Genomic DNA, 22,945 nt, shown 5'->3' on the forward strand with positions numbered 1-22,945 from the left:
TCATTTTTTTATCCAAATGAAAATATTTAAAAAATTGTATTGACTTCTTTTTCTTTAAGATGGTAAAGTAATAAACATATTACAACCGCATATGAAAAATCTTCTTATCAAGAGAGGTTGAGGGACTGGCCCTATGACACCTCGGCAGCGGACAAAAGTGTACCGTGCCAAATCCAGCAAGCATTGCTTGAAAGATAAGAAGAGGACCATTGATAAATGCTGCCCTCTTCTTTCTTTAGAAGAGGGTTTTTGTTTTATGCGGAAAAATACATCAAGATTCTATTCATAAACATATGAATAATTCTTATCAAGAGAAGCAGAGGGACCTGGCCCAATGAAGCTTCGGCAACAGGCAGAACGCACTGTGCCAAATCCAGCAGGCAAAAAGCCTGAAAGATAAGGAGGGGACTTTTAAAAAACCTCTTCTGATGGAAGGGGTAAATTTCAGGGCATAATTCTTAGTTTTCATATAGGAATAGTTGTTTAAAAAGCGGTGACAGGTACCTATACCAGTTTATCAAATTGGTATAGGTACCTGTCACACCAGAGGAGAGATGCAACATGATAGAGTTTCAAAATTTAAAGAAGGTCTATGAAAGCGGAGGTCAGCAGGTAGCTGCTCTGGATGGAATAGATTTAAAGATTAATAAGGGTGAGATTTTCGGAGTGATTGGCTTCAGTGGTGCGGGAAAGAGCTCTTTGATCCGCTGTGTCAATTGGCTGGAGAAGCCGACTTCAGGGAAGGTCATTGTCAACGGGCATGATTTGACGGCTTTATCTGTAAAAGAAATTCGTGAAGTGAAAAGAAACATCGGGATGGTCTTTCAGCACTTTAACCTTCTAAACTCGAAAACCGTGTTTGCCAATGTGGCGATGCCGCTTACACTGGCTAAGATCCCTAAGGATGAAATAAAAAAGCGTGTCCATGAACTATTAGATTTTGTAGGGCTTGCCGATAAGGCGAACAGCTATCCTGATCAGCTATCAGGCGGGCAAAAGCAGCGAATCGGGATTGCAAGGGCACTGGCGACCCAGCCTTCCATTCTATTATGTGATGAAGCAACGTCAGCTCTGGATCCGCAGACCACCAGCTCGATCCTGCAGCTGCTGAAAAAAATAAATAAAGAATACAACATTACCATTCTGATCATTACCCATGAAATGTCTGTTATCAGGGAGATCTGTGATCGTGTCGCTGTCATCGAGGCAGGAAAAATTATTGAAGAAGGAACCGTCTTCAATGTCTTTTCCTCACCCAAAACTCCAACAGCGAAAAACTTTGTCAGCACGGTTATGAATGATCAAATACCTGACTCCATTAAGCAAGTAATTGAAAAACAGCAGGGGCTTCAAAAGGTATTCAGAATCAACTTTGTCGGAAATTCTGCCGGGCAGCCGTTGCTTTCTCAGGTTGCCAAAAAGTTTAATATCGACTTCAACGTCCTGTTTGGAAATATTACTGAACTGCAGGGAACACCATTTGGCAACCTGATTGTCGAATTTCAGGGTCCGGACAGTGAAATCAGACGTGCTATTCAGTACATCAGCCAGGAAAAAGTTTCAATAAAGGAAGTGACATCACGTGCTAGTTAACCAGGAAAAAATCATCGAAGCCTTAATCGAAACGGTCCAAATGGTGGCATTCTCATTGCTGTTTTCAGCTCTTATCGGACTGCCGCTTGGCATATTGCTTGTTGTGACAAGAAAAGGGCATCTGCTGGAAAACACCGTTGTTTTTAACATCATAAACAGCATTATTAATATTTTCAGATCAGTCCCCTTCATCATTTTAATGGTAGCCATCATCCCAATCACCAGAATGATTGTCGGAACATCGATTGGAACTGCTGCAGCCGTAGTGCCGCTCGTCTTTTATGCAGGACCATACATTGCGAGATTAATAGAAAATTCATTGCTTGAGGTTGATCCGGGAGTCATTGAAGCGGCAGAAGCAATGGGAGCGACACCGGGACAGATCATTTTAAAGTTCCTGATTCCGGAAGCACTCAGTTCGCTGGTATTGGGCTTTACCATTGCGACAATCGGTCTGGTCGGAGCATCTGCCATGGCCGGGGCAGTCGGAGGCGGAGGCCTAGGTGACCTTGCCATTACATATGGCTATCAGCGATTCGATACAACCGTCATGCTGATTACCGTTGCAATTTTAGTGGTCATGGTTCAAGGCCTGCAGTCATTCGGAAATATTTTATCCAAAAAAATCAGAAGAAGATAACTTAGGAGGAAACACATCATGAAAAAACTATTTTTATCATTCATTATTTTAGCATTGGCTGTGTTCACTGCGGCATGCTCAAGCACAACTGGCGGAGAAGAAACAAAGAAGGTTAAATTGGGTGTCAGCGGATCAGATACACGCATCTGGGACTTTATTGCAGAAAAAGCTGAAAAGGAAGGCATTGAAATTGAGGTTGTGACATTCTCAGATTATGTACAGCCAAATGTCGCCCTCGCAGAAGATGATCTTGACGTGAATGCATTCCAGACAGTCGCTTATTTCGACACTTTTATTAAAGAGCATAATATGGATCTTACACCGATTGCGACAACTGTTTTAGCACCAATGGGTCTTTATTCTGAGAAAGTAAAATCTGTAGAAGACATTCCGGAAGGCGGCAAGATCGCCATTCCAAATGATGCTTCAAATGGCGGTAGAGCCCTTCTTTTACTGGAGGAAGCTGGCCTGATCAAATTATCCGAGGACTATGACGGAAATCTGGACTTGAATAAAATCGTTGAAAACACGAAGAACCTTGAATTTGTAGAAATGGTATCAGCGCAGACGCCGCGTGCCCTTCCGGATGTCTCGGCTTCAGTCATCAATAACGGAATTGCCGTAGACGCCGGCTTTAAGCCAACTAAGGATTCAGTGTTTATTGAAAGCGAAACCGCTACACCTTATGTAAATATCATTGCTGTCAGAACAGAAGACAAGGATAACAAAACGCTTAAGAGAATTGCTGAACTTTACCAGGAAGATGATGTTGCTGATTTCATCACGAAAGAATATGACGGAAGCATGATCCCGACTTTCATTCCATTAAGTGATATTGGCTGGTAATTAAAATATCGCAGTCTAACGGGCAGTAAGACCCCCACTTCTAGACTCAGAGGAATCAAAGGAGGATAAGTGGGGGTCAAACTGCCCGTAAAGGCCCGATTGGTTCAACTAACAATCAGTGGGGGATAAGGAAACCCCCACTGATTGAAGTTTCACTTTATAAAAGGAGGAACAATGATGACGGCACCTGTAAAAGCACTATCCGAACTGAAAGAAGCGATCAGGAAGAATGTTGATGATAACAAGGAACTTTACCTTTCTGCAAGCCACCAGATCCATGCAAACCCGGAAATAGGAAATGAGGAGTTTTTTGCCTCAGGCTTGCTTTCAGGCATTCTTGAGAAGGAAGGGTTTGAAGTAGAGCGGGCAGTGGCCGGGCATGAAACAGCTTTCCTGGCCCGGAAAAAATCCGATAAACCGGGGCCGTCCATTGCATTCCTTGCAGAATATGATGCTCTTCCCGGATTGGGCCATGGATGCGGCCACAATATCATAGGTACGACAAGTGTGGCAGCAGCCATTGCATTGAGCAAGGTTATTGATGAGACCGGAGGAGAAGCAGTAGTGCTTGGAACCCCGGCAGAAGAAGGCGGGCCAAATGGAAGTGCAAAAGGAAGCTTTGTGAAGCATGGCTTGCTTGATGGCATTGATGCCGCCCTCATGGTTCATCCGTCAAACCATACCCGTCTGACCAGTTCATCATTGGCAGTTGATCCGCTTGACTTCGAATTTATCGGAAAGCCTGCCCATGCGGCAGCTTCACCAGAGGAAGGAATCAACGCACTTGATGCAGTTATTCAGCTGTTTAACGGAATAAATGCTCTCCGTCAGCAATTGAAGGATGATGTGAGGATCCATGGAATTATTACTCATGGCGGCGATGCTCCAAATATTATCCCTGAGTATGCAAAAGCCAGATTCTTCATCCGTGCTTCAACCAGAACAAGTTTAAATGAGGTAACACGGAAGGTTAAAGCTGTCGCAGAAGCCGCCGCACTGGCAACAGGAGCAAAGCTGAATGTGATTGCTTTTCAAAACGAAGTAGATAACCTGCTGTTAAACAAGACATATGACCAGGTGTTTAAAGAAGTAATTGAAGACTTGGGAGAAACCGTAGTGGAAGGAGACCGGGATGGAATCGGTTCGACAGATGCCGGCAACATCAGCCAGGTGGTGCCAGCCATTCACCCTTATATTAAAATTGGTGCGGATGATCTCGTTGCTCATACTGTTCCGTTCCGGGAAGCAGCCGCATCTGCAAAAGGAGATGAAGCGTTGCTTACGGGAGCGAAAGGACTGGCACTCACTGCCTTCCAGCTGATAACGGAACCGGAACTGCTTAAATCCATTAAACAGGAATTTCTAGAACGAAAAGCTGCTGAATAAGAACAAAAGCTATCCTTTTGCGGGATAGCTTTTCCTCTTTATTGTGAGAGTTTTCCTCATATTTAAGGGGTGTTTCCCTGGTTTGCTGAGTCTTTTCCTCAAATCAAGTGTTCGTTTCCCCAATTTCACCATTCTTTTCCCAAGTTCACATTTGCCTACTGTTCCTTCATCCGTTCCTGTGCTATCCGGATAAGTTCCTTCACCATGCTGCCGCCAATCTTTCCTCCAACAGTTCCTGCCTGTTTGGATGTAAGCCGGCCATTATAGCCTTGCTTCAAAGGCACACCTGCCTCCTCAGCAATTTCATATTTCACTGCGTGAGGATTTTCTCTGTCAACATGATATCCCTGGTTCGCCATTACCTGATTTTTCAGCTGGTCCAATGCACCTCTTGATTCCGGTACTAGCGGGCGTCTCTTTCTTCTGGCCATGAAGCATTCCTCCATAAAAAATTCTTTTTCTTATTATGTGAAAGAACGCTTGGAATAACACTGAAAAAACTTGTACATCCTCCGGTGAAAAGCTATTCTAATGGTAGAAACCTTGAGTTTTTTTGTGAAAAACCAAAAGAAGGTGTTTTAAATGGGATTAAAATACTTGTCAGCGCTTCTGCTTCCTGGACTGCTGGTATTGTTTTTTACAAGAGTCAGCTATAATCGTGTAATCGGGCTGGTGCTGACGGTGGGACTTATTGCTGCTTCTGTATATAAAGGCTACACCAATTCATTTGCCCTAATCGTTATAGACGCATTTTCACTGACTGTCGGGTTTTGGTATGCCCAAAAATTAAAGCCGAAAATAAAGCCAAGTGCGGAATAAATTTTGCAGAGCCTGTCGAACAAACCTTTCGACAGGTTTTTTATTTAATTATTTAACAGCTGTTTTTAGGCATCCGTCATATCAGCTTTTAATGGAATTCAATCAAACGTTTGATTAAACTTAAAGCAATCAATCAAACGTTTGATTAACCTTTCTTCGACAATCCCCTCAATATTTCGGCATATTTCCCAAGCAATATTTTCTTAGCAAAAACAGAAAAACGAATATCCGTTCGCATATTATTGGTTTGTTTTAGGCTCTTTGTGGTAGAATGATGATATGAGTTTTGAGTAAAAAACTGACAAATCAGCTATGCATCCCGGATTTTAAATTATTTCAATGCTGGTTTGTGTTTAATATATAGAAAAAAGCAATTTGAACGGGAGGCTTTTAGGTGAAGGATCAATTTGAATTAGTCTCAAAATATTCCCCGCAGGGCGACCAGCCGGGGGCAATCAAAGAAATAGTGAAGGGAATCAATTCCGGCAAGAAACACCAGACACTTCTGGGTGCGACAGGAACGGGTAAGACCTTCACGATTTCGAATGTCATAAAAGAAGTAAACAAGCCAACGCTTGTTATTGCACATAATAAAACACTTGCAGGTCAGCTATACAGTGAATTCAAGGACTTTTTTCCAAACAACGCGGTTGAGTATTTTGTCAGCTATTATGACTATTATCAGCCTGAGGCGTATGTGCCTTCGACAGATACTTTTATTGAAAAAGATGCAAGCATCAATGACGAAATTGATAAGCTTCGCCACTCGGCTACTTCCTCCCTGTTTGAGAGGAATGATGTCATTATTATTGCCAGTGTCTCCTGCATATATGGTTTGGGATCGCCTGAAGAATACCGAGAAATGGTGCTGTCCTTAAGAACCGGAATGGAGATTGAGAGGAACCAGCTTCTTCACAGGCTCGTTGACATCCAGTACGAGCGCAATGATATCGACTTCCAGCGCGGTACCTTCCGTGTACGCGGAGATGTTGTCGAGATTTTCCCGGCATCACGGGATGAGCATTGTATCCGTGTAGAATTTTTCGGAGACGAAATAGACCGGATCCGTGAAGTGGATGCCCTAACAGGTGAAATAATGGGTGAACGTGAGCATGTGGCGATTTTCCCGGCATCCCACTTCGTAACGCGTGAAGAGAAACTGCGAATCGCCATCCAGAACATTGAAAAAGAACTGGAAGTGCGCCTGGCTGAATTAAGAGAAAACGATAAGCTTCTTGAAGCCCAGCGCCTCGAGCAGCGGACCCGCTATGACCTTGAAATGATGAGGGAGATGGGTTTTTGTTCCGGCATTGAAAACTACTCCCGTCATCTTACGTTAAGGCCTCCTGGTTCAACACCATATACCCTTCTGGATTACTTTCCGGAAGACTTCCTGATTGTGATTGATGAATCGCACGTAACTCTGCCGCAAATCCGCGGTATGTTCAATGGTGACCAGGCAAGGAAATCTGTGCTTGTGGACCATGGTTTCCGTTTGCCTTCAGCGATGGATAACAGGCCGCTTACGTTTACCGAATTCGAAAAGCATGTGAAGCAGGCTGTCTTTGTTTCGGCAACACCCGGCCCTTATGAGCTTGAGCATACACCGGAAATGATTGAGCAGATCATCCGCCCAACCGGCTTGCTTGATCCTACAATTGATATCCGTCCAATCGAAGGTCAAATTGATGACCTCATTGGCGAAATCCAGGATCGTGTTGAGAAAAACGAACGTGTGCTTGTCACCACTTTAACGAAGAAAATGTCTGAGGATTTAACAGACTACTTAAAGGAAATCGGCATTAAAGTTCAGTACCTGCACTCAGAGGTAAAAACGCTTGAGCGGATTGAGATTATCCGGGAGCTTCGTCTTGGCAAGTACGATGTGCTGGTCGGGATCAACCTTCTGCGGGAGGGATTGGATATTCCTGAAGTATCCCTTGTTACCATACTTGACGCTGATAAAGAAGGCTTCCTCCGTTCGGAACGTTCACTCATCCAGACGATGGGGCGTGCAGCACGTAATGCAAACGGCCATGTCATCATGTATGCAGACCGGATTACGGACAGCATGGAGAAAGCCATCAGTGAAACAAAGCGCCGCCGTTCCATCCAGGAAGAGTACAATGAGAAGCATGGCATCACGCCAATGACTATTCAGAAGGATATTCGCGATTCGATCCGTGCAACCCATGCGGCAGAAGAGCAGGAAGAATACCAGCCGTCAGCAAAGCTCGGCAAGCTGAACAAGAAAGAGCGAGAGAAGCTGATCGGCGATATGGAAAAAGAAATGAAGGAAGCGGCAAAATCCCTCAACTTCGAAAGGGCAGCCGAGCTTCGTGATTTAATATTAGAGCTGAAAGCGGAAGGATGACGTAAAAATGGCGATGGATAAACTGATTGTAAAGGGTGCCAGAGCCCATAATCTGAAAAATATAGATGTCACCATTCCAAGAGATAAGCTTGTCGTCCTGACCGGACTTTCAGGTTCAGGTAAGTCCTCTCTGGCCTTTGATACGATTTATGCAGAAGGGCAGCGCCGCTATGTGGAATCATTATCTGCTTACGCGCGGCAATTCCTCGGCCAGATGGATAAGCCTGATGTGGATGCGATTGAAGGCCTGTCACCTGCCATTTCAATTGACCAAAAAACGACTAGCCGAAATCCTCGTTCCACAGTGGGAACAGTGACAGAAATTTATGATTATCTGAGATTATTATTTGCACGGGTGGGACGTCCCACCTGTCCGATTCACAATATTGAAATCTCCTCACAGACCATTGAGCAAATGGTTGACCGGATTATGGAATATCCTGAGAGGACAAAGCTCCAGGTTATGGCTCCCCTTGTTTCCGGCCGAAAAGGGACCCATGTAAAAGTGTTCGAGGATGTGAAAAAGCAGGGATTCGTCCGTGTACGTGTCGATGGAGAAATGATGGATCTCGGTGAAGAGATTGAGCTGGAAAAAAACAAAAAGCATTCTATAGAAGTAGTAATCGACCGGATCGTCGTAAAAGAAGGCGTAGCGCCAAGGCTTGCAGATTCATTGGAAACTGCTTTGAATCTGGGCAATGGCAAGGTGCTTGTGGACGTCATTGGGGAAGAAGAACTGTTATTCAGCGAGAACCATGCCTGCCCTCAATGCGGATTCTCAATCGGTGAGCTTGAACCAAGAATGTTCTCATTTAATAGTCCATTTGGTGCCTGTTCGGAATGTGATGGATTAGGCTCTAAGCTTGAGGTTGATGTTGATCTGGTCATACCCAATAAGGATCTTTCATTAAAACAGAATGCCATTGCGCCATGGGAACCGACAAGCTCTCAATATTATCCTCAGCTGCTTGAGGCCGTCTGCAATCATTATGGGATTGATATGGATATGCCGGTGAAGGATATGCCGGAACACTTGCTTGATAAAGTTTTATATGGATCCGCCAAGGACAGCATCTATTTCCGATATGAAAACGACTTTGGCCAGGTTAGGGAAAATTATATTCGTTTTGAAGGTGTCATCCGCAATGTGGAGCGCCGCTATAAAGAAACAAGCTCTGATTATATCCGGGAGCAAATGGAGAAATACATGGCCCAGCACCCATGTCCTTCCTGCAAGGGCTACCGTCTGAAGCCGGAAACACTTGCTGTGCTTGTATCCGGAAAGCATATTGGTCATGTAACAGAATATTCGATTGAGGAAGCATTCAGCTTCTTTGAGGATCTGACACTGTCTGAAAAAGAAATGAAGATTGCCAATCTTATTTTCCGTGAGATTAAGGAAAGGCTGGGTTTCCTCCTCAATGTCGGTCTGGATTACCTGACATTAAGCAGAGCAGCGGGAACTTTATCCGGCGGTGAAGCCCAGCGTATTCGCCTGGCCACACAAATCGGATCGCGACTGACAGGTGTACTCTACATTCTGGATGAGCCTTCCATTGGCCTGCATCAGCGGGATAATGACCGTTTGATTGATACGCTCAAAAATATGCGTGATATCGGCAACACCCTGATCGTAGTAGAGCACGATGAAGATACAATGGTGGCTGCCGACTATTTAATTGATGTGGGTCCGGGAGCAGGTGTTCATGGAGGGCAGATCGTCTCAGCGGGTACGCCTCAGGAGGTAATGGACGATCCAAACTCCCTGACAGGTCAATATCTGTCAGGCAAGAAATTCATTCCGCTTCCAATTGAGCGCCGCAAGAACGATGGACGCTTTATCGAAATTAAAGGGGCTAAAGAAAACAATCTTAAAAATGTGAATGCTAAGTTCCCGCTCGGCACCTTTATTTCTGTTACGGGTGTATCCGGTTCAGGAAAAAGTACGTTAATCAATGAGATTCTTCATAAAGGGCTTGCCCAGAAGCTTCATAGAGCCAAAGCGAAGCCTGGTGAGCATAAGGAGATAAAAGGTATTGATCACCTGGATAAAGTCATTGATATTGACCAGTCTCCAATCGGGCGTACACCCCGTTCCAACCCGGCAACCTATACTGGCGTGTTTGACGATATTCGCGATGTATTTGCGTCAACCAATGAAGCAAAAGTGCGGGGCTATAAAAAGGGGCGCTTCAGCTTTAATGTAAAAGGCGGACGATGTGAAGCATGCCGCGGAGACGGAATCATTAAGATTGAAATGCACTTCCTGCCTGATGTGTATGTGCCATGTGAAGTCTGTCATGGCAAGCGCTATAACAGGGAAACACTTGAAGTTAAATACAAAGGGAAGAATATTTCCGAGATTCTTGATATGACAGTGGAAGATGCACTGGAGTTTTTCGAAAATATTCCGAAGATCCGCCGCAAGCTGCAGACGATTTATGATGTTGGCCTGGGCTACATCACATTGGGGCAGCCTGCGACCACATTGTCCGGCGGTGAAGCGCAGCGTGTCAAGCTCGCTTCCGAATTGCACCGCCGTTCAACGGGCCGCTCCCTATATATTCTTGATGAACCGACAACAGGTCTTCATGTTGATGATATCTCCAGACTGCTTGTGGTTCTTCAGCGTCTGGTTGAGAATGGGGATACTGTCCTGGTTATCGAGCATAATCTCGATGTCATCAAGGCAGCCGACTATATCGTCGACCTAGGGCCAGAGGGCGGAGATAAGGGCGGCACCATTTTAGCCGCAGGTACCCCGGAGAAAATTGCGGAAGTTCCGGAATCCTATACAGGCAAATATCTTAAGCCGATCTTGGAAAGAGACCGTCAGAGAATGAAACAGCAAATTAAAGAAAAAGAGGGCGTGACAAACGCTTAATTACAGTAAGCAGTACCGTTTTGGTACTGCTTCTTTTTTATGGAAATGAGATTAAACCACCGGGATGCGGGGTAAAGAACATGAGTCTGTGACAGCCATCAATTATCTCAACTAAGAAAGGAACATACACTATGAAAAATAAAATCTACCTTTTAGCAGGCATTATTCTGTTAGGGATCGGCGTCTATCTTTCCATCACATTCCTTGGAGATGAGAAAAAAGCGGAAAGCAGCCAAACGATTGTTGCTTTTGGGGATTCACTTACCTATGGATATGGTGATGAAACGGAAGAGGGGTATATTGGGAGGCTGCAGAGCAAACTGGATAAGGAATATCAGGATAAAAATTACCGCATAACAAATCATGGAGTGTATGGCTATAAATCTTCTGATGTTCTCCAGCAAATGCTCAAACCGAAAGTGGCAGAGGATATCAAAAATGCAGATATGTTTATTGTATATATAGGCACAAACGATTTGCTGAAAAGCAATGGCGGGGATCTGTATCCGCTCCATCACGAAAATCTTGTTGAAGCTAAAGACATATATGAAGATAAACTGAATGGCATACTGGAAACACTGGAAACCGCCAACAGTGATGCACCTGTTATCCTGATTGGACTATACAATCCTTACCCTGACGGCGACCAAATTGAAAAATATATTGACCATTGGAACAAATCCATCAGAAAGAAAGCAGAAGAAGATAAACATATCACCTACATTTCCACCAATGAACTGTTCAAGGGAAAAAACAAAAAACAATACTTCGCTGATTCCCTTCATCCAAACGGAAAGGGATATGAGCTGATTGCTGATAAAATTATAGATAATTACTCATTTTAAGTCTTGTCTTCCATTCTTATAAAAAGTTTGCTAACGAGACTTTGTTTTCTTATATGCTGTGATAACGCAATATGATATTTCTTGTGTGTTGATTGGAGCGGAAGGTGCGAGACTCCAGCGGGAGTAGCGGGACAGGTGAGACCCCGCAGACGCGGAGCGTCGAGGAGGCTCACCGCCTGCCCCGCGGGTTTGCTGAGTGCCTGCAGCGGAAATCAACACCACCCACTTCAACAGACAATATCTCCTTCTTTTAATTGATAACACACTGTAATGTTCCAGCAAAACCAGTGTAACCAAGCAGCGTTATACTCCTATATAAGGGAAACTATTGTCTGGAAACAGAAGGGGAGGTCATTATGGAGGATTATTTAGCGAAGTCACTGGAAGAATGGAAAGAAGATATTTCTGAAGTTTTAGACCAGATTAATAATGAATACGAGGATGTTAAAAAAGAGCTGAAAGTATATTCCTACAAATACGGAATTACAAAGCAGGTTATCCAGTCTACTGTGAACGAAGAGATCATTGATAATATCCGTGAAATGTATCATAAGCCTTTTGAAGAAAAGTATAACGAATTGAAAGAGTACATACGTGATTTGGATGAAAAACGAAAGGTTTTCCAGATGTTTGTCAATAAAATCGACGAAGTGAAAAAGAAGGAAGCGCCGCGCACCGACCTGGCAGCTGCCTATAAATAGCCAAAAAACCGTCTTTGAATAAAAGGCGGTTTTTTTATAAGTAAAGCTATGAGACTTGAGGCCATGGAACCCATCAGCCTGCAGATGTATTTTTAAAAATATGGAGGTAAATGCTCCGTTGATTTTCTATAATGAAGAGGAAGCTGAAACTTTTACCGCACCAGTTCCGTATTACAGACATAAAGGAGCTGAGAACATTGGAAACAAGAAAGGTTCTGTCTGCTTTAAGCTATTTTAGCATTATGTTCGCTGGATTTATTTTTCCGCTTATTGTATTTTTCGCTTCAGAGGACAGGGAAGTGAAGCGTCATGCGAAGAGTGCATTCTTATCACATTTGATCCCGCTAATTCCTGTTCCATTCATTGTTTTTGCAGCGGTTACTCAGTTTACAGTTAATGATCAGGAAATTCCGGTATTTTTTCTTGCAGCTGTCGGCATCACAATCATTCTGCTATTAATTGTATTTATATGGAATATCATTAAAGGGGTAAAAGTCCTGATACAGGAATAGAACTAATAGAGGAGGGCCAGAAAATGAAAGAGGAACGCAAACGTATTTTGAAAATGGTCGAGGATGGAAAGCTTACAGTTGATGAAGCTTTAACTCTGCTGGAACAGCTTGAACAAACAAATCAGACGATGGAGCAGAAGCAGGAGGACTTAATTAAGGAGCTATCTGCTGAGGTTAAGTTTGAAGAAGCTAAAAAAGGCGAGCCATATAGCTCAAAGCATCAAAGTGCCAAGGAAAAGATCATTGATTTTGTAGATTCAGCATTTAAGAAAGTGAAGGATCTGGATCTAGATTTTAATTTTGGGAAAAGTGTTGAAATCTCTCATATATTTCAGCATGCAGACGCATACTTAAAAGATCTGGACATTGATGTTGCCAATGGAACAGTTAAGGTAATTCCGTGGGATCAAAGTGATGTGCGTGTTGAATGCAAAGCCAAGGTCTATCGTGTGGATAATCAGGATGAAGCCCGCAGGAATTTTTTGAAGGATGTTATTTTTGCCATTGAAGGGCAGAGGCTGAGATTTTCGACTCAGCAAAAATGGATGAAGCTTGAAGCAGTCATCTATATTCCAAAGTCGGAATATGAAAATGTGAAAATCCGCATGTTTAATGGGCCGATTGAAAGCCAAAACTTATCAGTGGAAAACTTTAAAGCGAAAACAGCTAATGGAAAAATAACGGTTAGTGATTTGAACAGCCGTAATGTGGAGGCTGAAACAGCCAACGGGCAGATTACCATTCAAAAAAGCCGGATCGATCATGTGGAAGCCGAAACGTTAAATGGTGCCATTCTGGCTGATGGCGACTTCAAAAAAGCTGAACTGCAATCCTTTAATGGAAATGTAACATGCAGGGCAGAAAATGAGCGCTGCGAATGGATCGAAGCGAAGGCGGCGACGGGCAGCATTGATCTGTTTGTTCCGGATTTCGCTGCTGTCAGCGGAGAGCTGCGCACCAATCTGGGCAGTTTTCATCCTGACATTGAGGGTATTGAAGTAATAGAAGAAAAGAGCGAAGTGATTCAGAAAATGATGCGTTTTAAATCTGTGAAAGAAAGCGGCAGCGGGCTTAAGCTGCGGGCTGACTCCAAAACAGGTGCCATCACAATTAAGCGGACAACAGCCTGGTAAAACGGGGCGGAAGGGCGCCTTCCGCTTTTCCAGATAGGAGGGATTCTTAATGAACAAATTAATTCGCTCCCGCAGCAACCGGAAGTTAGCGGGAGTATTGGGCGGCTTATCAAAATCGATCGGGATAGACGCTACCATACTCAGGGTCATTTTCATTGTTTTATTATTTACAACAGGTGTTTTCCCAATGGCACTCGTTTATGCTCTGCTTGTGTTTGTGCTTCCTAATGAAGAGGTGCTGTAGGACATGAGATGGATCCTGGGAATATTGATAAATGCGGTCCTGTTTGTAGCGATCGCAGGTTTTTTTAAGGATTCGTTTTACTTGTCGGGATTTGGGGCTGCCGTTGGTGCCAGCTTCATGCTTTCCATCCTGAACATTCTTGTGAAGCCAATCCTGATTATTTTAACTCTGCCCGTTACTGTTTTAACGCTCGGCTTGTTTCTGTTCGTCATCAATGCTGTCACGCTTATGATAACGGATGGATTTATGGGTGATTCATTTGAAATTGCCGGGTTTGGCACAGCGATTCTTGTATCGGTGATTATGTCAATCGTTAACCTGATCATTCAAAAAGCAATCCTGGAACCGGCGAGGGAAAAGTAAATGCGATAAAAAGCCAGCATGCGTAATGGTCTTGTCCCTGTCAAGTAGACAACATAAAAAGCTAAGCAGTGAGCGCGTGTCGATATTCTATCGGCGCGCGTTTCTTTAGTTTCTTTTGTCTTCGTTTGTAATTGTAATGGTAGATGTAGTCCTCAAGAGCTTGTTCTAGTTCTTCTCCTGAATTACACTTATTTATATACAGCTTCTCGGTTTTGAGATGTGAGAAGAACGATTCTACACAGGCATTGTCAAGGCAGTTTCCTTTTCGAGAGTGGCTGCCCTTGATGCCGTAATCCTCTAATCGGCTGCTGTATAGCTTTGACGTATACTGGAAGCCTTGATCTGAATGGAGAACGGCTTCAGCTACGTCTTTTTTCTTTGTCCATTTTTCTACTGTATTTAACACAAGTTCCAGATCATTTCTCTTAGATAGCTCCCAACTTACTATTTCGTTATTAAAGAGATCCTGTATGACCGATAAATAATAAAATTCTTCTCCAACAGACACATATGTTATATCCGTTACCATCTTTTGATTAGGTCCTGCAGCCCTGAAATTCCTTTTAAGGCGATTAGGGAAGATAATAGAAGGACTGCGACCGTGCCATTTTCTCTTCTTTCGGATGACTGATTGTATGCCCATTTCCGTCATCAGTCTGTAGACCTTCTTGTGGTTGATTAAATACCCATTTTCATTTAATTCATCTGTCATACGAGGCCGGCCAAATTCAGGATGCATGAAATGAATCCCCAAAATGTGCTCTCGAATATCTTGTTCATCCTTAGCCTTCTCTTCCCGTTTACCATTCGTTTTTCTCCATTTGTAATAGCTAGCCGGTTTGATATAGGCAATCTCAAGCAGCCAGGAGACCGGATAGGTCCCCCTTAACTCATCAACCAGTTCATACTTTATTCTTCTGGGTATGTTTCCTCCTCCTTTACCAGATTTGGATACTGCTTTTTTAGAAATTCAACCTGTGCTTTTAAATAATCTCTTTCCTCTTCAACCGACTTGAATTTAGTCCTAGGCCTGCCTTTTAAAGGGTTAGAGATTCCTTTACGCTCATTAAACGGTACTCCAGCTTTCCATTTCTTAACCCACACTTTAAGCTGGCTGCAGTTACGGATTCCCAATTCTTCTGCCAGTACTTTATAACTCTTAGACCCATTCACGTATTTCATGACGGCATTATGTTTAAACTCCTCCGAATAGCTATTAAAAGTTTGTCCTTTCTTTGCCATAGAAAAAATCCCCTCCAAGTAGCATTCTTTCCTCCATGGTAACATGGAGGTTTTTTTGAATGTCTACTTAAAGGGGACATTAACATAATGCTGGCTTTTTTCTATTCTATAATCGTGGCATTAAAGCCGTCCTTCTTCAGGTTCCCGGCGAGATTCTCAGCAAGCTGCTTTTCGGAAAAGGCAACTTGAACTTTGTATTGTTTGATTCTATCATGCTTTCTTAAGCCATATTGTTCGGCAATTGCTTTTACAATAGCCTGTGCACAGCGTTTTCGGTAGATGGGGGTCCGAAGAAGGGAGGCTTCCTCTTTATTGGTCATAAACCCGCATTCCACAAGAACGGCAGTCATTTTTGTCTCACGCAGCACATGGAAATCAGCTGTTTTGACTCCCCGGTCCCGCAAACCTGTAGAACTGATTAAGTTTCGCTGGATCTTTTGGGCCAGTGCCAATGCTTCCCGGGGTTTGGAAGGGTAGACATATGTTTCAATTCCGCCTGCGCTGTTCCATTCGCCTGTTCCGTACGCATTGGCATGGATGGACACATAGCAGTCAGCGTTTTGATTATTTGCGAGAGAGGTCCTTTCGGCAAGCGGCACGTCCCGTTCATCGGAGTGGGCAAAGTGAACTTCTGTGTTTTGATACTTTCCCAGCATCTCCTTTGCCAGGCTGGCGACTGCCCGGTTGAATTCAAATTCTCTCATTCCATCAGGGCTCCGTTTGCCGGGGGTGCTATAGCCATGTCCGGCATCCAATATGATTTTCATCTAATCGCTCCTTTCTGTTAAAAATATCTTCATCTATATAATATGGACAAACCTTTCAAAAGGACATGGTAAAATGAAAATAGGAGAAAACCCTAAGGGCTTTCTCCTATTTTGCAGCGCGCTGCATCGTATGAACAAATTTGTAGCGGTCTGCGCGATATGCTGATTTTACAAGCTCAAAAGGCGTGCCATCCTCTAAGAAGGAAGTGCGGGCAATAAGAAGTACAGGAGATCCAGGGTCTACCTGCAGGTGGGTTACCTCCGTTTCCTTAGCGATTGAGGCTTCAATCTGCTGGGTGGCTTCCCTGATGGTGAGAGACAGTTTTTCTTCAATATGCTGATAAAGTGACTTGTTGATGATTTCTTCTGTAAGCCCTTTAACGAGATTCGCCGGGAGGTAGGTGGTTTCCAGCGCCATTGGCAGGTTATCTGCCATCCTCACCCGTTTAATTTCATATACCGGTGTGTTTTCTTTTATATCAAGCTTTCTAGCCAGCTGCGGCTCGGCCGGGATGATTTCAAAGGATATGAGGCGGCTGCTCGGCACCATGCCGCGCTCTTTCATATCCTCCGTAAAGCTCGTCAATCCCTGAAGCTTTTGTTCGACCTTCTGTTTGTTGACAAAAGTTCCGCGTCCTTTTTGCCTGTATAGATAACCATCGTTGACAAGGTTATTTAATGCCTGTCTGACTGTCATTCGGCTGATCTGATATTGCTCCGAATATTCGCGCTCAGAAGGAATGGCTTCATCAGGCTTTAACTTGCCGTTATCTATTAAATGTTTAATATACTCTTCCAATTGGTGATATATCGGGATGGGTGATTGCTTATCGATCATGGAAATTCTCCTATCACTATTAGTACTGATCATCAGTCCTGACTGACGAGGCTAAGTGCTTCTTCATCGGCGATGATGGTTACATTCGGATGAAGCTTCAAGGCTGAAGCGGGAAACTGTTCATCAGGCTCTCCGTTAACCAATTGTCTGATGGCTTCTGCCTTGGCTGAACCTGATGCGAGCAGGATGATTTCCCGGCTATCAAGAATCGAAGCGATTCCCATTGTAATGGCCTGGGCTGGAACGTCTTCTATAGAACTGAAAAATCTTGCGTTAGCCTTGCGCGTGCTTTCCGCAAGGTCCACGACTTGCGTACGGCTGTTAAAAGCAGTGCCAGGTTCATTGAATCCGATATGTCCGTTGCGGCCGATTCCGAGCAGCTGGAGGTCGATATCCACCAGATCCTTGATCAGCTGTTCATACCGTTCGCATTCCCTGGACATATCTTCTGCGGAACCATTGGGAAGATGCGTGTTTTCGAGCTGGATGTCCAGATGATCAAATAGTTCGCTATTCATGAAATGCCTGTAGCTATTAGGATCAGTTGGAGGCAGGCCGATATACTCGTCCAAATTAATCGTCGTGATTTTTTCATAAGAAGTGCCATTTTCCTGATGATCTTTAATCAGTTCGGCATAAACTCCTTTTGGTGTACTTCCGGTAGCAAGCCCTAATGTCATATCAGAATGCCGGCGGACTTTATCAATTATAAGCCTGGCAGCTATTCGGCTCATATCGTGATAATCGGCTGTTCGAATGATTTTCAATTCCCTTTCACCTCACGTTCAAAGGCTTTGACGCCTCGGCAGAAGGTCATGGCAACCTCAAGGTTCTCATCGAGTACAACCAGGTCCGCATCCTTGCCTTCTGAAATGCTGCCTTTCCGGTCGAAAATATTGAGCTGTCTGGCCGGGTTGGTGCTTGCAAGCCGGACAGCTTCATGCAGCTGTATATCTGTAAAGTCAATCATGTTTTTTATGGAGTCTTTCATTTTTAAAATGCTTCCGGCCAATGTGCCGTCAGCAAGCAGTGCCTGGCCATTTTCGACCTTTACATCCTGTCCGCCAAGATCATAATGGCCATTCTTCAGGCATTTGGCTCTCATCGAATCTGTTATCAGGATCATACCACCTGTGCCTTTGGCGTTTAGTGCAAGCTTGATCATCTCCGGACGGACATGGATGCCGTCAGCGATCATTTCAACGATCAATTCCTTAAATAAAAGAGCAGCGCCGGCAACACCAGGTTCACGGTGATGCATGCCTCTCATTCCGTTAAACAGGTGGGTCACCTGTTTAGCTCCAGCCTGAACAGCTTTTTCCATTTCGGTAAAAACGGCATCACTATGGCCGATTGAAGGGACAACGCCATTTTCACTTAAATAGCGGATAAATTCATAGCCATTTGCTTTTTCCGGTGCTAGTGTGATCAGTTTGATCGTCCCGTCCGCTGCTTCCTGCCAGCGCTTAAAGAGTTCAATATCAGGCTCAAGGATATGATCCTTCGGCTGGGCTCCGCCTCTTGCTTCATTAATAAACGGGCCTTCGAGATGGATTCCGATTACTTCCGCCTTGCCGGGAGTATTTTGTTCTTTTTGAAAGCGAGCTGCATTGACCAGTGCTGCTTCTATTTTTTCTTTTTCCTGTGTGATGGTTGTGGCCAGGAAGCTTGTAGTTCCTTCTTCAGGCAAAACGCCGGCCATCGTGTTCAGCGCTTCAAATGTGGCATCCATCGTATCGGCACCGCCAGCGCCATGAATGTGGACATCAATAAACCCCGGACTGATTGTATGCTCAGGGGAAAGCTCTATAATTTCTGTATCCTGGAAGCTGGCAGGAAGTTCCTCCAAGGTTCCAGTCTGCAGGATTTGCTCATTTTCTATTAAAATAAACCCTTTATCAATCGTGCTGTTCTCCAGAAGAATTCTGGCATTTTTCAGTAATAGACGGCTCATTTTCAGTTCATCTCCGTTTGAATGATACTTTTATTATAAAAGGTTTGCGCTAAGATGTCTATACCAGTTAGCGGATTTAACTCCCTATAACTTTTTGGTCTATACAACCAAAAAAGGATAGAAGGCGATCGGACGCTTTCTATCCTATTTATTTGAGTTTTAGAAGAAATACATGCAAAAAATGATTATTTTGTATCTGCAGCTGCTTCCCGTAAATAGCCATTATGCTTTTTCAGAAGCTCGGCGGCTGCTTCACCTTTTAATCCTGTTAAAATCTGAAGAATGGCTGCCTTTGTATGATAGTTTTGTTCTTTAAGTGCTTCCCGGGCTTCTTCATCTGATGCACCAGTAGCCATTTTAACGATATTTTCCGCACGCTTAAACAGCTTCTCGTTTGTCATCTGCACATCTACCATTAAATTGCCGTACACTTTTCCCAGCTTGATCATGGATGCTGTTGTCAGCATGTTCAGGACAAGCTTTTGTGCAGTGCCTGCTTTCATTCTTGTAGAGCCTGTAACGACTTCCGGACCTGTGATAGGTGCAATCGTATATTTAGAGATTTTCCCCATTTCGGAATCCTTGGTGCAGGCAACTGAAACAGTAACAGCACCGACTTCATTTCCGTATTGAAGAGCTCCGATGGTATATGGCGTACGGCCGCTCGCGGCAATGCCGACAAGCACATCCTTGTCCGATAATTGAATATCGGCGACATCCTGGCGTCCCTGTTCACTGTCATCCTCAGCGCCTTCAACAGCCTCGGTCATGGCTTCCTTGCCCCCGGCGATAATGCCGACAACCATTTCAGGGTCAGTTCCATATGTCGGCGGGCATTCTGAAGCATCGATAATCCCAAGGCGTCCTGAGGTGCCGGCTCCAACATAAATTAAGCGGCCACCTTTTTTGAAGCTCTCCGTAATTTCATCCACCACTTTGACAATGTGAGGGATTTCTCTTGCGATGGCATTAGGAACAATTGTATCCTCCTGATTGATGATTGTAATAATTTCTTCAGTTGTCATTAAATCGATTTCCATTGTTTTTGGGTTTCGCTGCTCTGTATTCAGCTTTGTAATATTCATTATTTATCCCTCACTATTAATTGAAATTTCGTTCCTGCCTTAATCTGATCCAGCAGGGGCATATCTTCTTCTATTACTCTGGCGATTACATTCACGCGTTCATCCCGAGGGAGATCTGTCAGTGTAATTTGCATCTCTCCTGCGTATCGGCCATATAGAATATTATCAACTGTGACACTGCCTTTTTTACGTTCCAGCTGGTTCACTGGTTCCCATTTATTTGATCCCTGCCCGGCATAGGATCTTGATTCAACCGACCTTACAACATCCCTGGCAGGATCCATCCTATTTGTATGAGGTTTATTAAAAAGATCCTCATCGATTTGTCCGCCGATCAGCTCGATCCGGAGAGGCACGGCACCTTCCGCGATTTTCGCCAGCTGTACAAGAGTCCCATCTTTTGCAGAATGGTCACCAATCAATACCTTGTCTGTCCAGCAGCTGTTCATTAGTTCAGCCGCCGCAGCAGCAGGTGACGAGCCCCGGTGTTTTTCAAGAGTAGGCAGACCGGCAAAAAGGGGCCCGCGAAGTTCCTCGTCACCAGGCACAAATGCCATGGTAGTTATTCCTATGCCTTTTAGGAGCTTATTTCGCTCTATTAAAAAGTCTTTATCCAAACCGGTTTCCGGCCGCGGGTAAAAGTTATGCCAGGCTTCTATATTATTGGAGTTTAATCCCATTTCCATCCATTCCCGCAATTCTTCAGCAGAGATGGTACTGGCATTAATTCCAAGTTTCATTTTTTTTGAGAGTTCAACAATCTGTTCAGAAGTGAAGCCGTAATCAGCCCGGATTCCGGTAAGGCCCCATTCGAGAAGTGTATCAATCGAATCCCAGCCCAATCCTAAATGGCCCAATGACTGGGGGAAACATCTGCGAGGAGTTCCATATGATGCTGCTTTGCCAAGGCCCCAAGATTCTGAAGCAAATGTTTATAAGTACTGTGGTCATCTTCGGGAATATGGAGGGATGTGAAAATGGATGTGAGGCCATGAGTAGCCGCCCTTTCTATCCATTCCGCATTTTGATATTGGCGCTCTTCTGATAAGTAAACTGATATTCCAAACATCCTGGTCACCTCTACAAATCTGAATTTTATAAAAATGGGGACTCATAAGTAAAGAAGGAGGAATGCTCCTCCTTCTCCTTGTTTATATATTTTTAGCCATTTCCTCTTTAAATCCGAACAGCCATGTGAATAGGAAGCCGAATGCATAGGCAATTAATAGGCCAATCAGATACAGTATGATTTGATGGGTGTGAACGAGGAAGGCAAGCGGTATGCCTGAAACCCCGATGGCTACTGTAGCAATTTTGAAGAACGCCTGGAAAGCGCCGCCGACAGCAGCTCCAAGACATGCTGTCAGGAATGGGCGCCCCAGCGGCAGAGTAACCCCGAAAATAAGCGGTTCGCCGATTCCGAGTATTCCAACCGGAAGTCCGCCTTTAATGACTCTTTTCAGACGCGCATTTTTTGTCTTGAAATAAATGGCGAATGCCGCACCTACCTGGCCTGCGCCGCCCATTGCAAGAATCGGAAGCAGCGGGTCATCGCCGATTGAGTTAATCAATTCCATGTGAACTGGTGTTAAACCTTGATGCAAACCAGTTACAACTAAAGGAAGGAATGTTCCGGCAAGTACTAATCCAGCCAGGATGCCGCCGACATCAAGTATGCCAAGCAAGCCTTTAGTAATGATATCTGACAGGAATCCGCCAACAGGCTGCAGGATGAAGAAGGTTGCAAAGCCTGTAATTAATAATGCGAGCGTCGGTGTTACGATTATATCAATAGCTGAAGGAACGACTCTGCGGATTCTTTTTTCCAAGAAGGCCACCAATACAGCAGCGAGCATGACTCCGATAAGTCCTCCGCGGCCTGGCACCAGCGCTTCACCGAATAAAGTGATATTGGCAAGGCCTGGATTGATTAATAGAATACCGGCCGCACCGCCAAGAGCAGGAGATCCTCCAAACTCCTTAGCCGTGTTAATACCAACAAACACACCCAGGTAACCGAATAAACCCCAGCCAATCAGATCAAGCATTTGCACAAGAGTAGATTCCGGATCTCCGCCTGATTTGATGATTACATTATTGATCCCTGCAATCAAACCGGAAGCAACGATAGCCGGGATCAGCGGGATGAAGATACTTGCAATTTTTCGTAAAAACAGCTTGAAAGGTGTAGCGTTTTTCTCATTGAGTCCGGCTTTCGTCCGGGCTGCCAGACCCTCCAATGAAGTGTCAATCTCTTCTTCATCATCAACGGAAGAAACATTTTTGCCTGTCATTCTGGAAACTTCGTCAGCTACTTTGGTGACGATTCCTGGTCCCAGTATGATTTGGAGTGTTTCTGCTTCCACAACACCCATAACGCCGTCAATATCCTTGATGCCATTCAGATTGACTTTGCTTTCATCGACCGGCTTCACGCGAAGACGGGTCATGCAGGAGGCCAGTTCCGCAATATTGCCGGTGCCGCCCAACTGCTCCGTAATCTCTTTCGCCAAACGTTCTTCTTTACGCATGAGCTTTTCCCCTCTTTTTTTAAAATGAATAAACGTAATAAGAGCTAAAAAATAAATGAATTCGCTTACATACTCATATTATCAAGGTTAAGTATAGTTGTCTATACCATTTATATATTTTATATGGGCATGTCACCATATCTATACGCAGAACAATCCTGAAAATTGTCTTTTTTAAACAGGATTAA

At 44.2% G+C, this 22,945-nt stretch carries 22 protein-coding genes, 1 pseudogene and 2 riboswitches; of the genes and pseudogenes, 13 read left to right on the top strand and 10 right to left on the bottom strand.

What is annotated here, in order from left to right; genetic code table 11:
• Positions 1-101 precede the first annotated feature (101 nt).
• A riboswitch (SAM riboswitch) is annotated at positions 102-201 on the top strand.
• A 100-nt stretch (positions 202-301) separates the two neighbouring features.
• A riboswitch (SAM riboswitch) is annotated at positions 302-403 on the top strand.
• Between the two features lie 158 nt (positions 404-561).
• From LLY41_RS03370 to LLY41_RS03385, 4 genes are all read left to right on the top strand, one after another.
• A complete protein-coding gene (locus LLY41_RS03370; RefSeq protein ID WP_304586960.1) occupies positions 562-1,593 on the top strand; it encodes a methionine ABC transporter ATP-binding protein in 1,032 nt (343 codons plus the stop codon).
• On the top strand, positions 1,583-2,233 hold the full coding sequence (locus tag LLY41_RS03375; RefSeq protein WP_035329251.1) for a methionine ABC transporter permease: 651 nt from the start codon (positions 1,583-1,585) through the stop codon (positions 2,231-2,233). Before LLY41_RS03370 ends, LLY41_RS03375 begins: the two co-directional genes overlap by 11 nt.
• 18 nt (positions 2,234-2,251) lie before the next feature.
• Complete coding sequence (locus tag LLY41_RS03380; protein ID WP_304586961.1) at positions 2,252-3,079, top strand: MetQ/NlpA family ABC transporter substrate-binding protein; 828 nt, start codon at positions 2,252-2,254, stop codon at positions 3,077-3,079.
• Between the two features lie 177 nt (positions 3,080-3,256).
• Positions 3,257-4,465: a M20 family metallopeptidase gene (locus tag LLY41_RS03385; RefSeq protein WP_304588006.1), complete on the top strand. Its 1,209-nt coding sequence runs from the start codon at positions 3,257-3,259 to the stop codon at positions 4,463-4,465.
• A gap of 155 nt (positions 4,466-4,620) precedes the next feature.
• Here the strand turns inward: LLY41_RS03385 and LLY41_RS03390 are convergent, their stop codons facing one another.
• On the bottom strand, positions 4,621-4,896 hold the full coding sequence (locus tag LLY41_RS03390) for an alpha/beta-type small acid-soluble spore protein (protein ID WP_304586962.1): 276 nt from the start codon (positions 4,894-4,896) through the stop codon (positions 4,621-4,623).
• Between the two features lie 151 nt (positions 4,897-5,047).
• On the opposite strand from LLY41_RS03390, the gene LLY41_RS03395 reads away from it, so the two are divergent.
• The 9 genes from LLY41_RS03395 to LLY41_RS03435 all read left to right on the top strand — a co-directional run bounded on the left by LLY41_RS03395 (position 5,048) and on the right by LLY41_RS03435 (position 14,340).
• Positions 5,048-5,284: a DUF2198 family protein gene (locus tag LLY41_RS03395; protein ID WP_095243475.1), complete on the top strand. Its 237-nt coding sequence runs from the start codon at positions 5,048-5,050 to the stop codon at positions 5,282-5,284.
• A 394-nt stretch (positions 5,285-5,678) separates the two neighbouring features.
• Complete coding sequence (gene uvrB / locus LLY41_RS03400; RefSeq protein WP_304586963.1) at positions 5,679-7,658, top strand: excinuclease ABC subunit UvrB; 1,980 nt, start codon at positions 5,679-5,681, stop codon at positions 7,656-7,658.
• Positions 7,659-7,665: 7 nt separating this feature from the next.
• On the top strand, positions 7,666-10,542 hold the full coding sequence (uvrA, locus tag LLY41_RS03405) for an excinuclease ABC subunit UvrA (protein WP_095243477.1): 2,877 nt from the start codon (positions 7,666-7,668) through the stop codon (positions 10,540-10,542).
• A 131-nt stretch (positions 10,543-10,673) separates the two neighbouring features.
• Positions 10,674-11,387: a DUF459 domain-containing protein gene (locus LLY41_RS03410; protein ID WP_286137206.1), complete on the top strand. Its 714-nt coding sequence runs from the start codon at positions 10,674-10,676 to the stop codon at positions 11,385-11,387.
• Positions 11,388-11,743: 356 nt separating this feature from the next.
• Positions 11,744-12,088, top strand: coding sequence for a hypothetical protein (locus LLY41_RS03415; RefSeq protein ID WP_035329260.1), 345 nt, complete (start codon positions 11,744-11,746; stop codon positions 12,086-12,088).
• Positions 12,089-12,285: 197 nt separating this feature from the next.
• Positions 12,286-12,600: a magnetosome magnetite crystal formation protein family gene (locus LLY41_RS03420; protein ID WP_095243514.1), complete on the top strand. Its 315-nt coding sequence runs from the start codon at positions 12,286-12,288 to the stop codon at positions 12,598-12,600.
• A gap of 23 nt (positions 12,601-12,623) precedes the next feature.
• Complete coding sequence (locus tag LLY41_RS03425; RefSeq protein WP_304586964.1) at positions 12,624-13,733, top strand: DUF4097 family beta strand repeat-containing protein; 1,110 nt, start codon at positions 12,624-12,626, stop codon at positions 13,731-13,733.
• A 49-nt stretch (positions 13,734-13,782) separates the two neighbouring features.
• On the top strand, positions 13,783-13,977 hold the full coding sequence (locus LLY41_RS03430; protein ID WP_095243479.1) for a PspC domain-containing protein: 195 nt from the start codon (positions 13,783-13,785) through the stop codon (positions 13,975-13,977).
• Between the two features lie 3 nt (positions 13,978-13,980).
• The gene (locus LLY41_RS03435; RefSeq protein ID WP_048009336.1) at positions 13,981-14,340 is read left to right on the top strand and encodes a phage holin family protein; all 360 of its coding nucleotides are present in this window, start codon (positions 13,981-13,983) and stop codon (positions 14,338-14,340) included.
• Between the two features lie 61 nt (positions 14,341-14,401).
• Here the strand turns inward: LLY41_RS03435 and LLY41_RS03440 are convergent, their stop codons facing one another.
• The 9 genes and pseudogenes from LLY41_RS03440 to LLY41_RS03475 all read right to left on the bottom strand — a co-directional run bounded on the left by LLY41_RS03440 (position 14,402) and on the right by LLY41_RS03475 (position 22,757).
• Entirely contained in the window at positions 14,402-15,310 is a 909-nt protein-coding gene (locus tag LLY41_RS03440; RefSeq protein WP_370460319.1) for an IS3 family transposase, read from the bottom strand.
• Complete coding sequence (locus LLY41_RS22405; protein WP_095246263.1) at positions 15,250-15,582, bottom strand: transposase; 333 nt, start codon at positions 15,580-15,582, stop codon at positions 15,250-15,252. The genes LLY41_RS03440 and LLY41_RS22405 overlap by 61 nt, the downstream gene beginning before the upstream one ends.
• A 101-nt stretch (positions 15,583-15,683) precedes the next feature.
• The gene (locus LLY41_RS03445; protein ID WP_304586965.1) at positions 15,684-16,349 is read right to left on the bottom strand and encodes an N-acetylmuramoyl-L-alanine amidase; all 666 of its coding nucleotides are present in this window, start codon (positions 16,347-16,349) and stop codon (positions 15,684-15,686) included.
• Positions 16,350-16,455: 106 nt separating this feature from the next.
• Positions 16,456-17,187 carry a GntR family transcriptional regulator gene (locus LLY41_RS03450; RefSeq protein WP_304586966.1) on the bottom strand — a complete coding sequence of 244 codons (732 nt, stop codon included), beginning with the start codon at positions 17,185-17,187 and terminating at the stop codon, positions 16,456-16,458.
• Positions 17,188-17,219: 32 nt separating this feature from the next.
• Complete coding sequence (gene nagB / locus LLY41_RS03455; RefSeq protein WP_304586967.1) at positions 17,220-17,954, bottom strand: glucosamine-6-phosphate deaminase; 735 nt, start codon at positions 17,952-17,954, stop codon at positions 17,220-17,222.
• Positions 17,951-19,141 carry an N-acetylglucosamine-6-phosphate deacetylase gene (gene nagA, locus LLY41_RS03460; RefSeq protein ID WP_304586968.1) on the bottom strand — a complete coding sequence of 397 codons (1,191 nt, stop codon included), beginning with the start codon at positions 19,139-19,141 and terminating at the stop codon, positions 17,951-17,953. The genes nagB and nagA overlap by 4 nt, the downstream gene beginning before the upstream one ends.
• A gap of 185 nt (positions 19,142-19,326) precedes the next feature.
• Positions 19,327-20,226: an N-acetylmuramic acid 6-phosphate etherase gene (gene murQ / locus LLY41_RS03465; RefSeq protein WP_095243484.1), complete on the bottom strand. Its 900-nt coding sequence runs from the start codon at positions 20,224-20,226 to the stop codon at positions 19,327-19,329.
• Positions 20,226-21,295, bottom strand: a pseudogene (locus LLY41_RS03470) (DUF871 domain-containing protein). The gene murQ and the pseudogene LLY41_RS03470 overlap by 1 nt, the downstream one beginning before the upstream one ends.
• A gap of 82 nt (positions 21,296-21,377) precedes the next feature.
• Complete coding sequence (locus tag LLY41_RS03475; protein WP_304586969.1) at positions 21,378-22,757, bottom strand: PTS transporter subunit EIIC; 1,380 nt, start codon at positions 22,755-22,757, stop codon at positions 21,378-21,380.
• Positions 22,758-22,945: the final 188 nt, after the last annotated feature.

This window comes from Cytobacillus firmus, from assembly GCF_023612095.1.
Classification (GTDB): domain Bacteria; phylum Bacillota; class Bacilli; order Bacillales; family Cytobacillaceae; genus Cytobacillus.

Coding starts and splice junctions, on each gene's coding strand:
- LLY41_RS03370 (WP_304586960.1), top strand. CDS start 562: ATGATAGAGTTTCAAAATTTAAAGAAGGTCTATGAAAGCGGAGGTCAG.
- LLY41_RS03380 (WP_304586961.1), top strand. CDS start 2,252: ATGAAAAAACTATTTTTATCATTCATTATTTTAGCATTGGCTGTGTTC.
- LLY41_RS03385 (WP_304588006.1), top strand. CDS start 3,257: ATGACGGCACCTGTAAAAGCACTATCCGAACTGAAAGAAGCGATCAGG.
- LLY41_RS03390 (WP_304586962.1), bottom strand. CDS start 4,896: ATGGCCAGAAGAAAGAGACGCCCGCTAGTACCGGAATCAAGAGGTGCA.
- LLY41_RS03395 (WP_095243475.1), top strand. CDS start 5,048: ATGGGATTAAAATACTTGTCAGCGCTTCTGCTTCCTGGACTGCTGGTA.
- uvrA (WP_095243477.1), top strand. CDS start 7,666: ATGGCGATGGATAAACTGATTGTAAAGGGTGCCAGAGCCCATAATCTG.
- LLY41_RS03410 (WP_286137206.1), top strand. CDS start 10,674: ATGAAAAATAAAATCTACCTTTTAGCAGGCATTATTCTGTTAGGGATC.
- LLY41_RS03415 (WP_035329260.1), top strand. CDS start 11,744: ATGGAGGATTATTTAGCGAAGTCACTGGAAGAATGGAAAGAAGATATT.
- LLY41_RS03425 (WP_304586964.1), top strand. CDS start 12,624: ATGAAAGAGGAACGCAAACGTATTTTGAAAATGGTCGAGGATGGAAAG.
- LLY41_RS03430 (WP_095243479.1), top strand. CDS start 13,783: ATGAACAAATTAATTCGCTCCCGCAGCAACCGGAAGTTAGCGGGAGTA.
- LLY41_RS03435 (WP_048009336.1), top strand. CDS start 13,981: ATGAGATGGATCCTGGGAATATTGATAAATGCGGTCCTGTTTGTAGCG.
- LLY41_RS22405 (WP_095246263.1), bottom strand. CDS start 15,582: ATGGCAAAGAAAGGACAAACTTTTAATAGCTATTCGGAGGAGTTTAAA.
- LLY41_RS03445 (WP_304586965.1), bottom strand. CDS start 16,349: ATGAAAATCATATTGGATGCCGGACATGGCTATAGCACCCCCGGCAAA.
- LLY41_RS03450 (WP_304586966.1), bottom strand. CDS start 17,187: ATGATCGATAAGCAATCACCCATCCCGATATATCACCAATTGGAAGAG.
- nagA (WP_304586968.1), bottom strand. CDS start 19,141: ATGAGCCGTCTATTACTGAAAAATGCCAGAATTCTTCTGGAGAACAGC.
- murQ (WP_095243484.1), bottom strand. CDS start 20,226: ATGAATATTACAAAGCTGAATACAGAGCAGCGAAACCCAAAAACAATG.
- LLY41_RS03475 (WP_304586969.1), bottom strand. CDS start 22,757: ATGCGTAAAGAAGAACGTTTGGCGAAAGAGATTACGGAGCAGTTGGGC.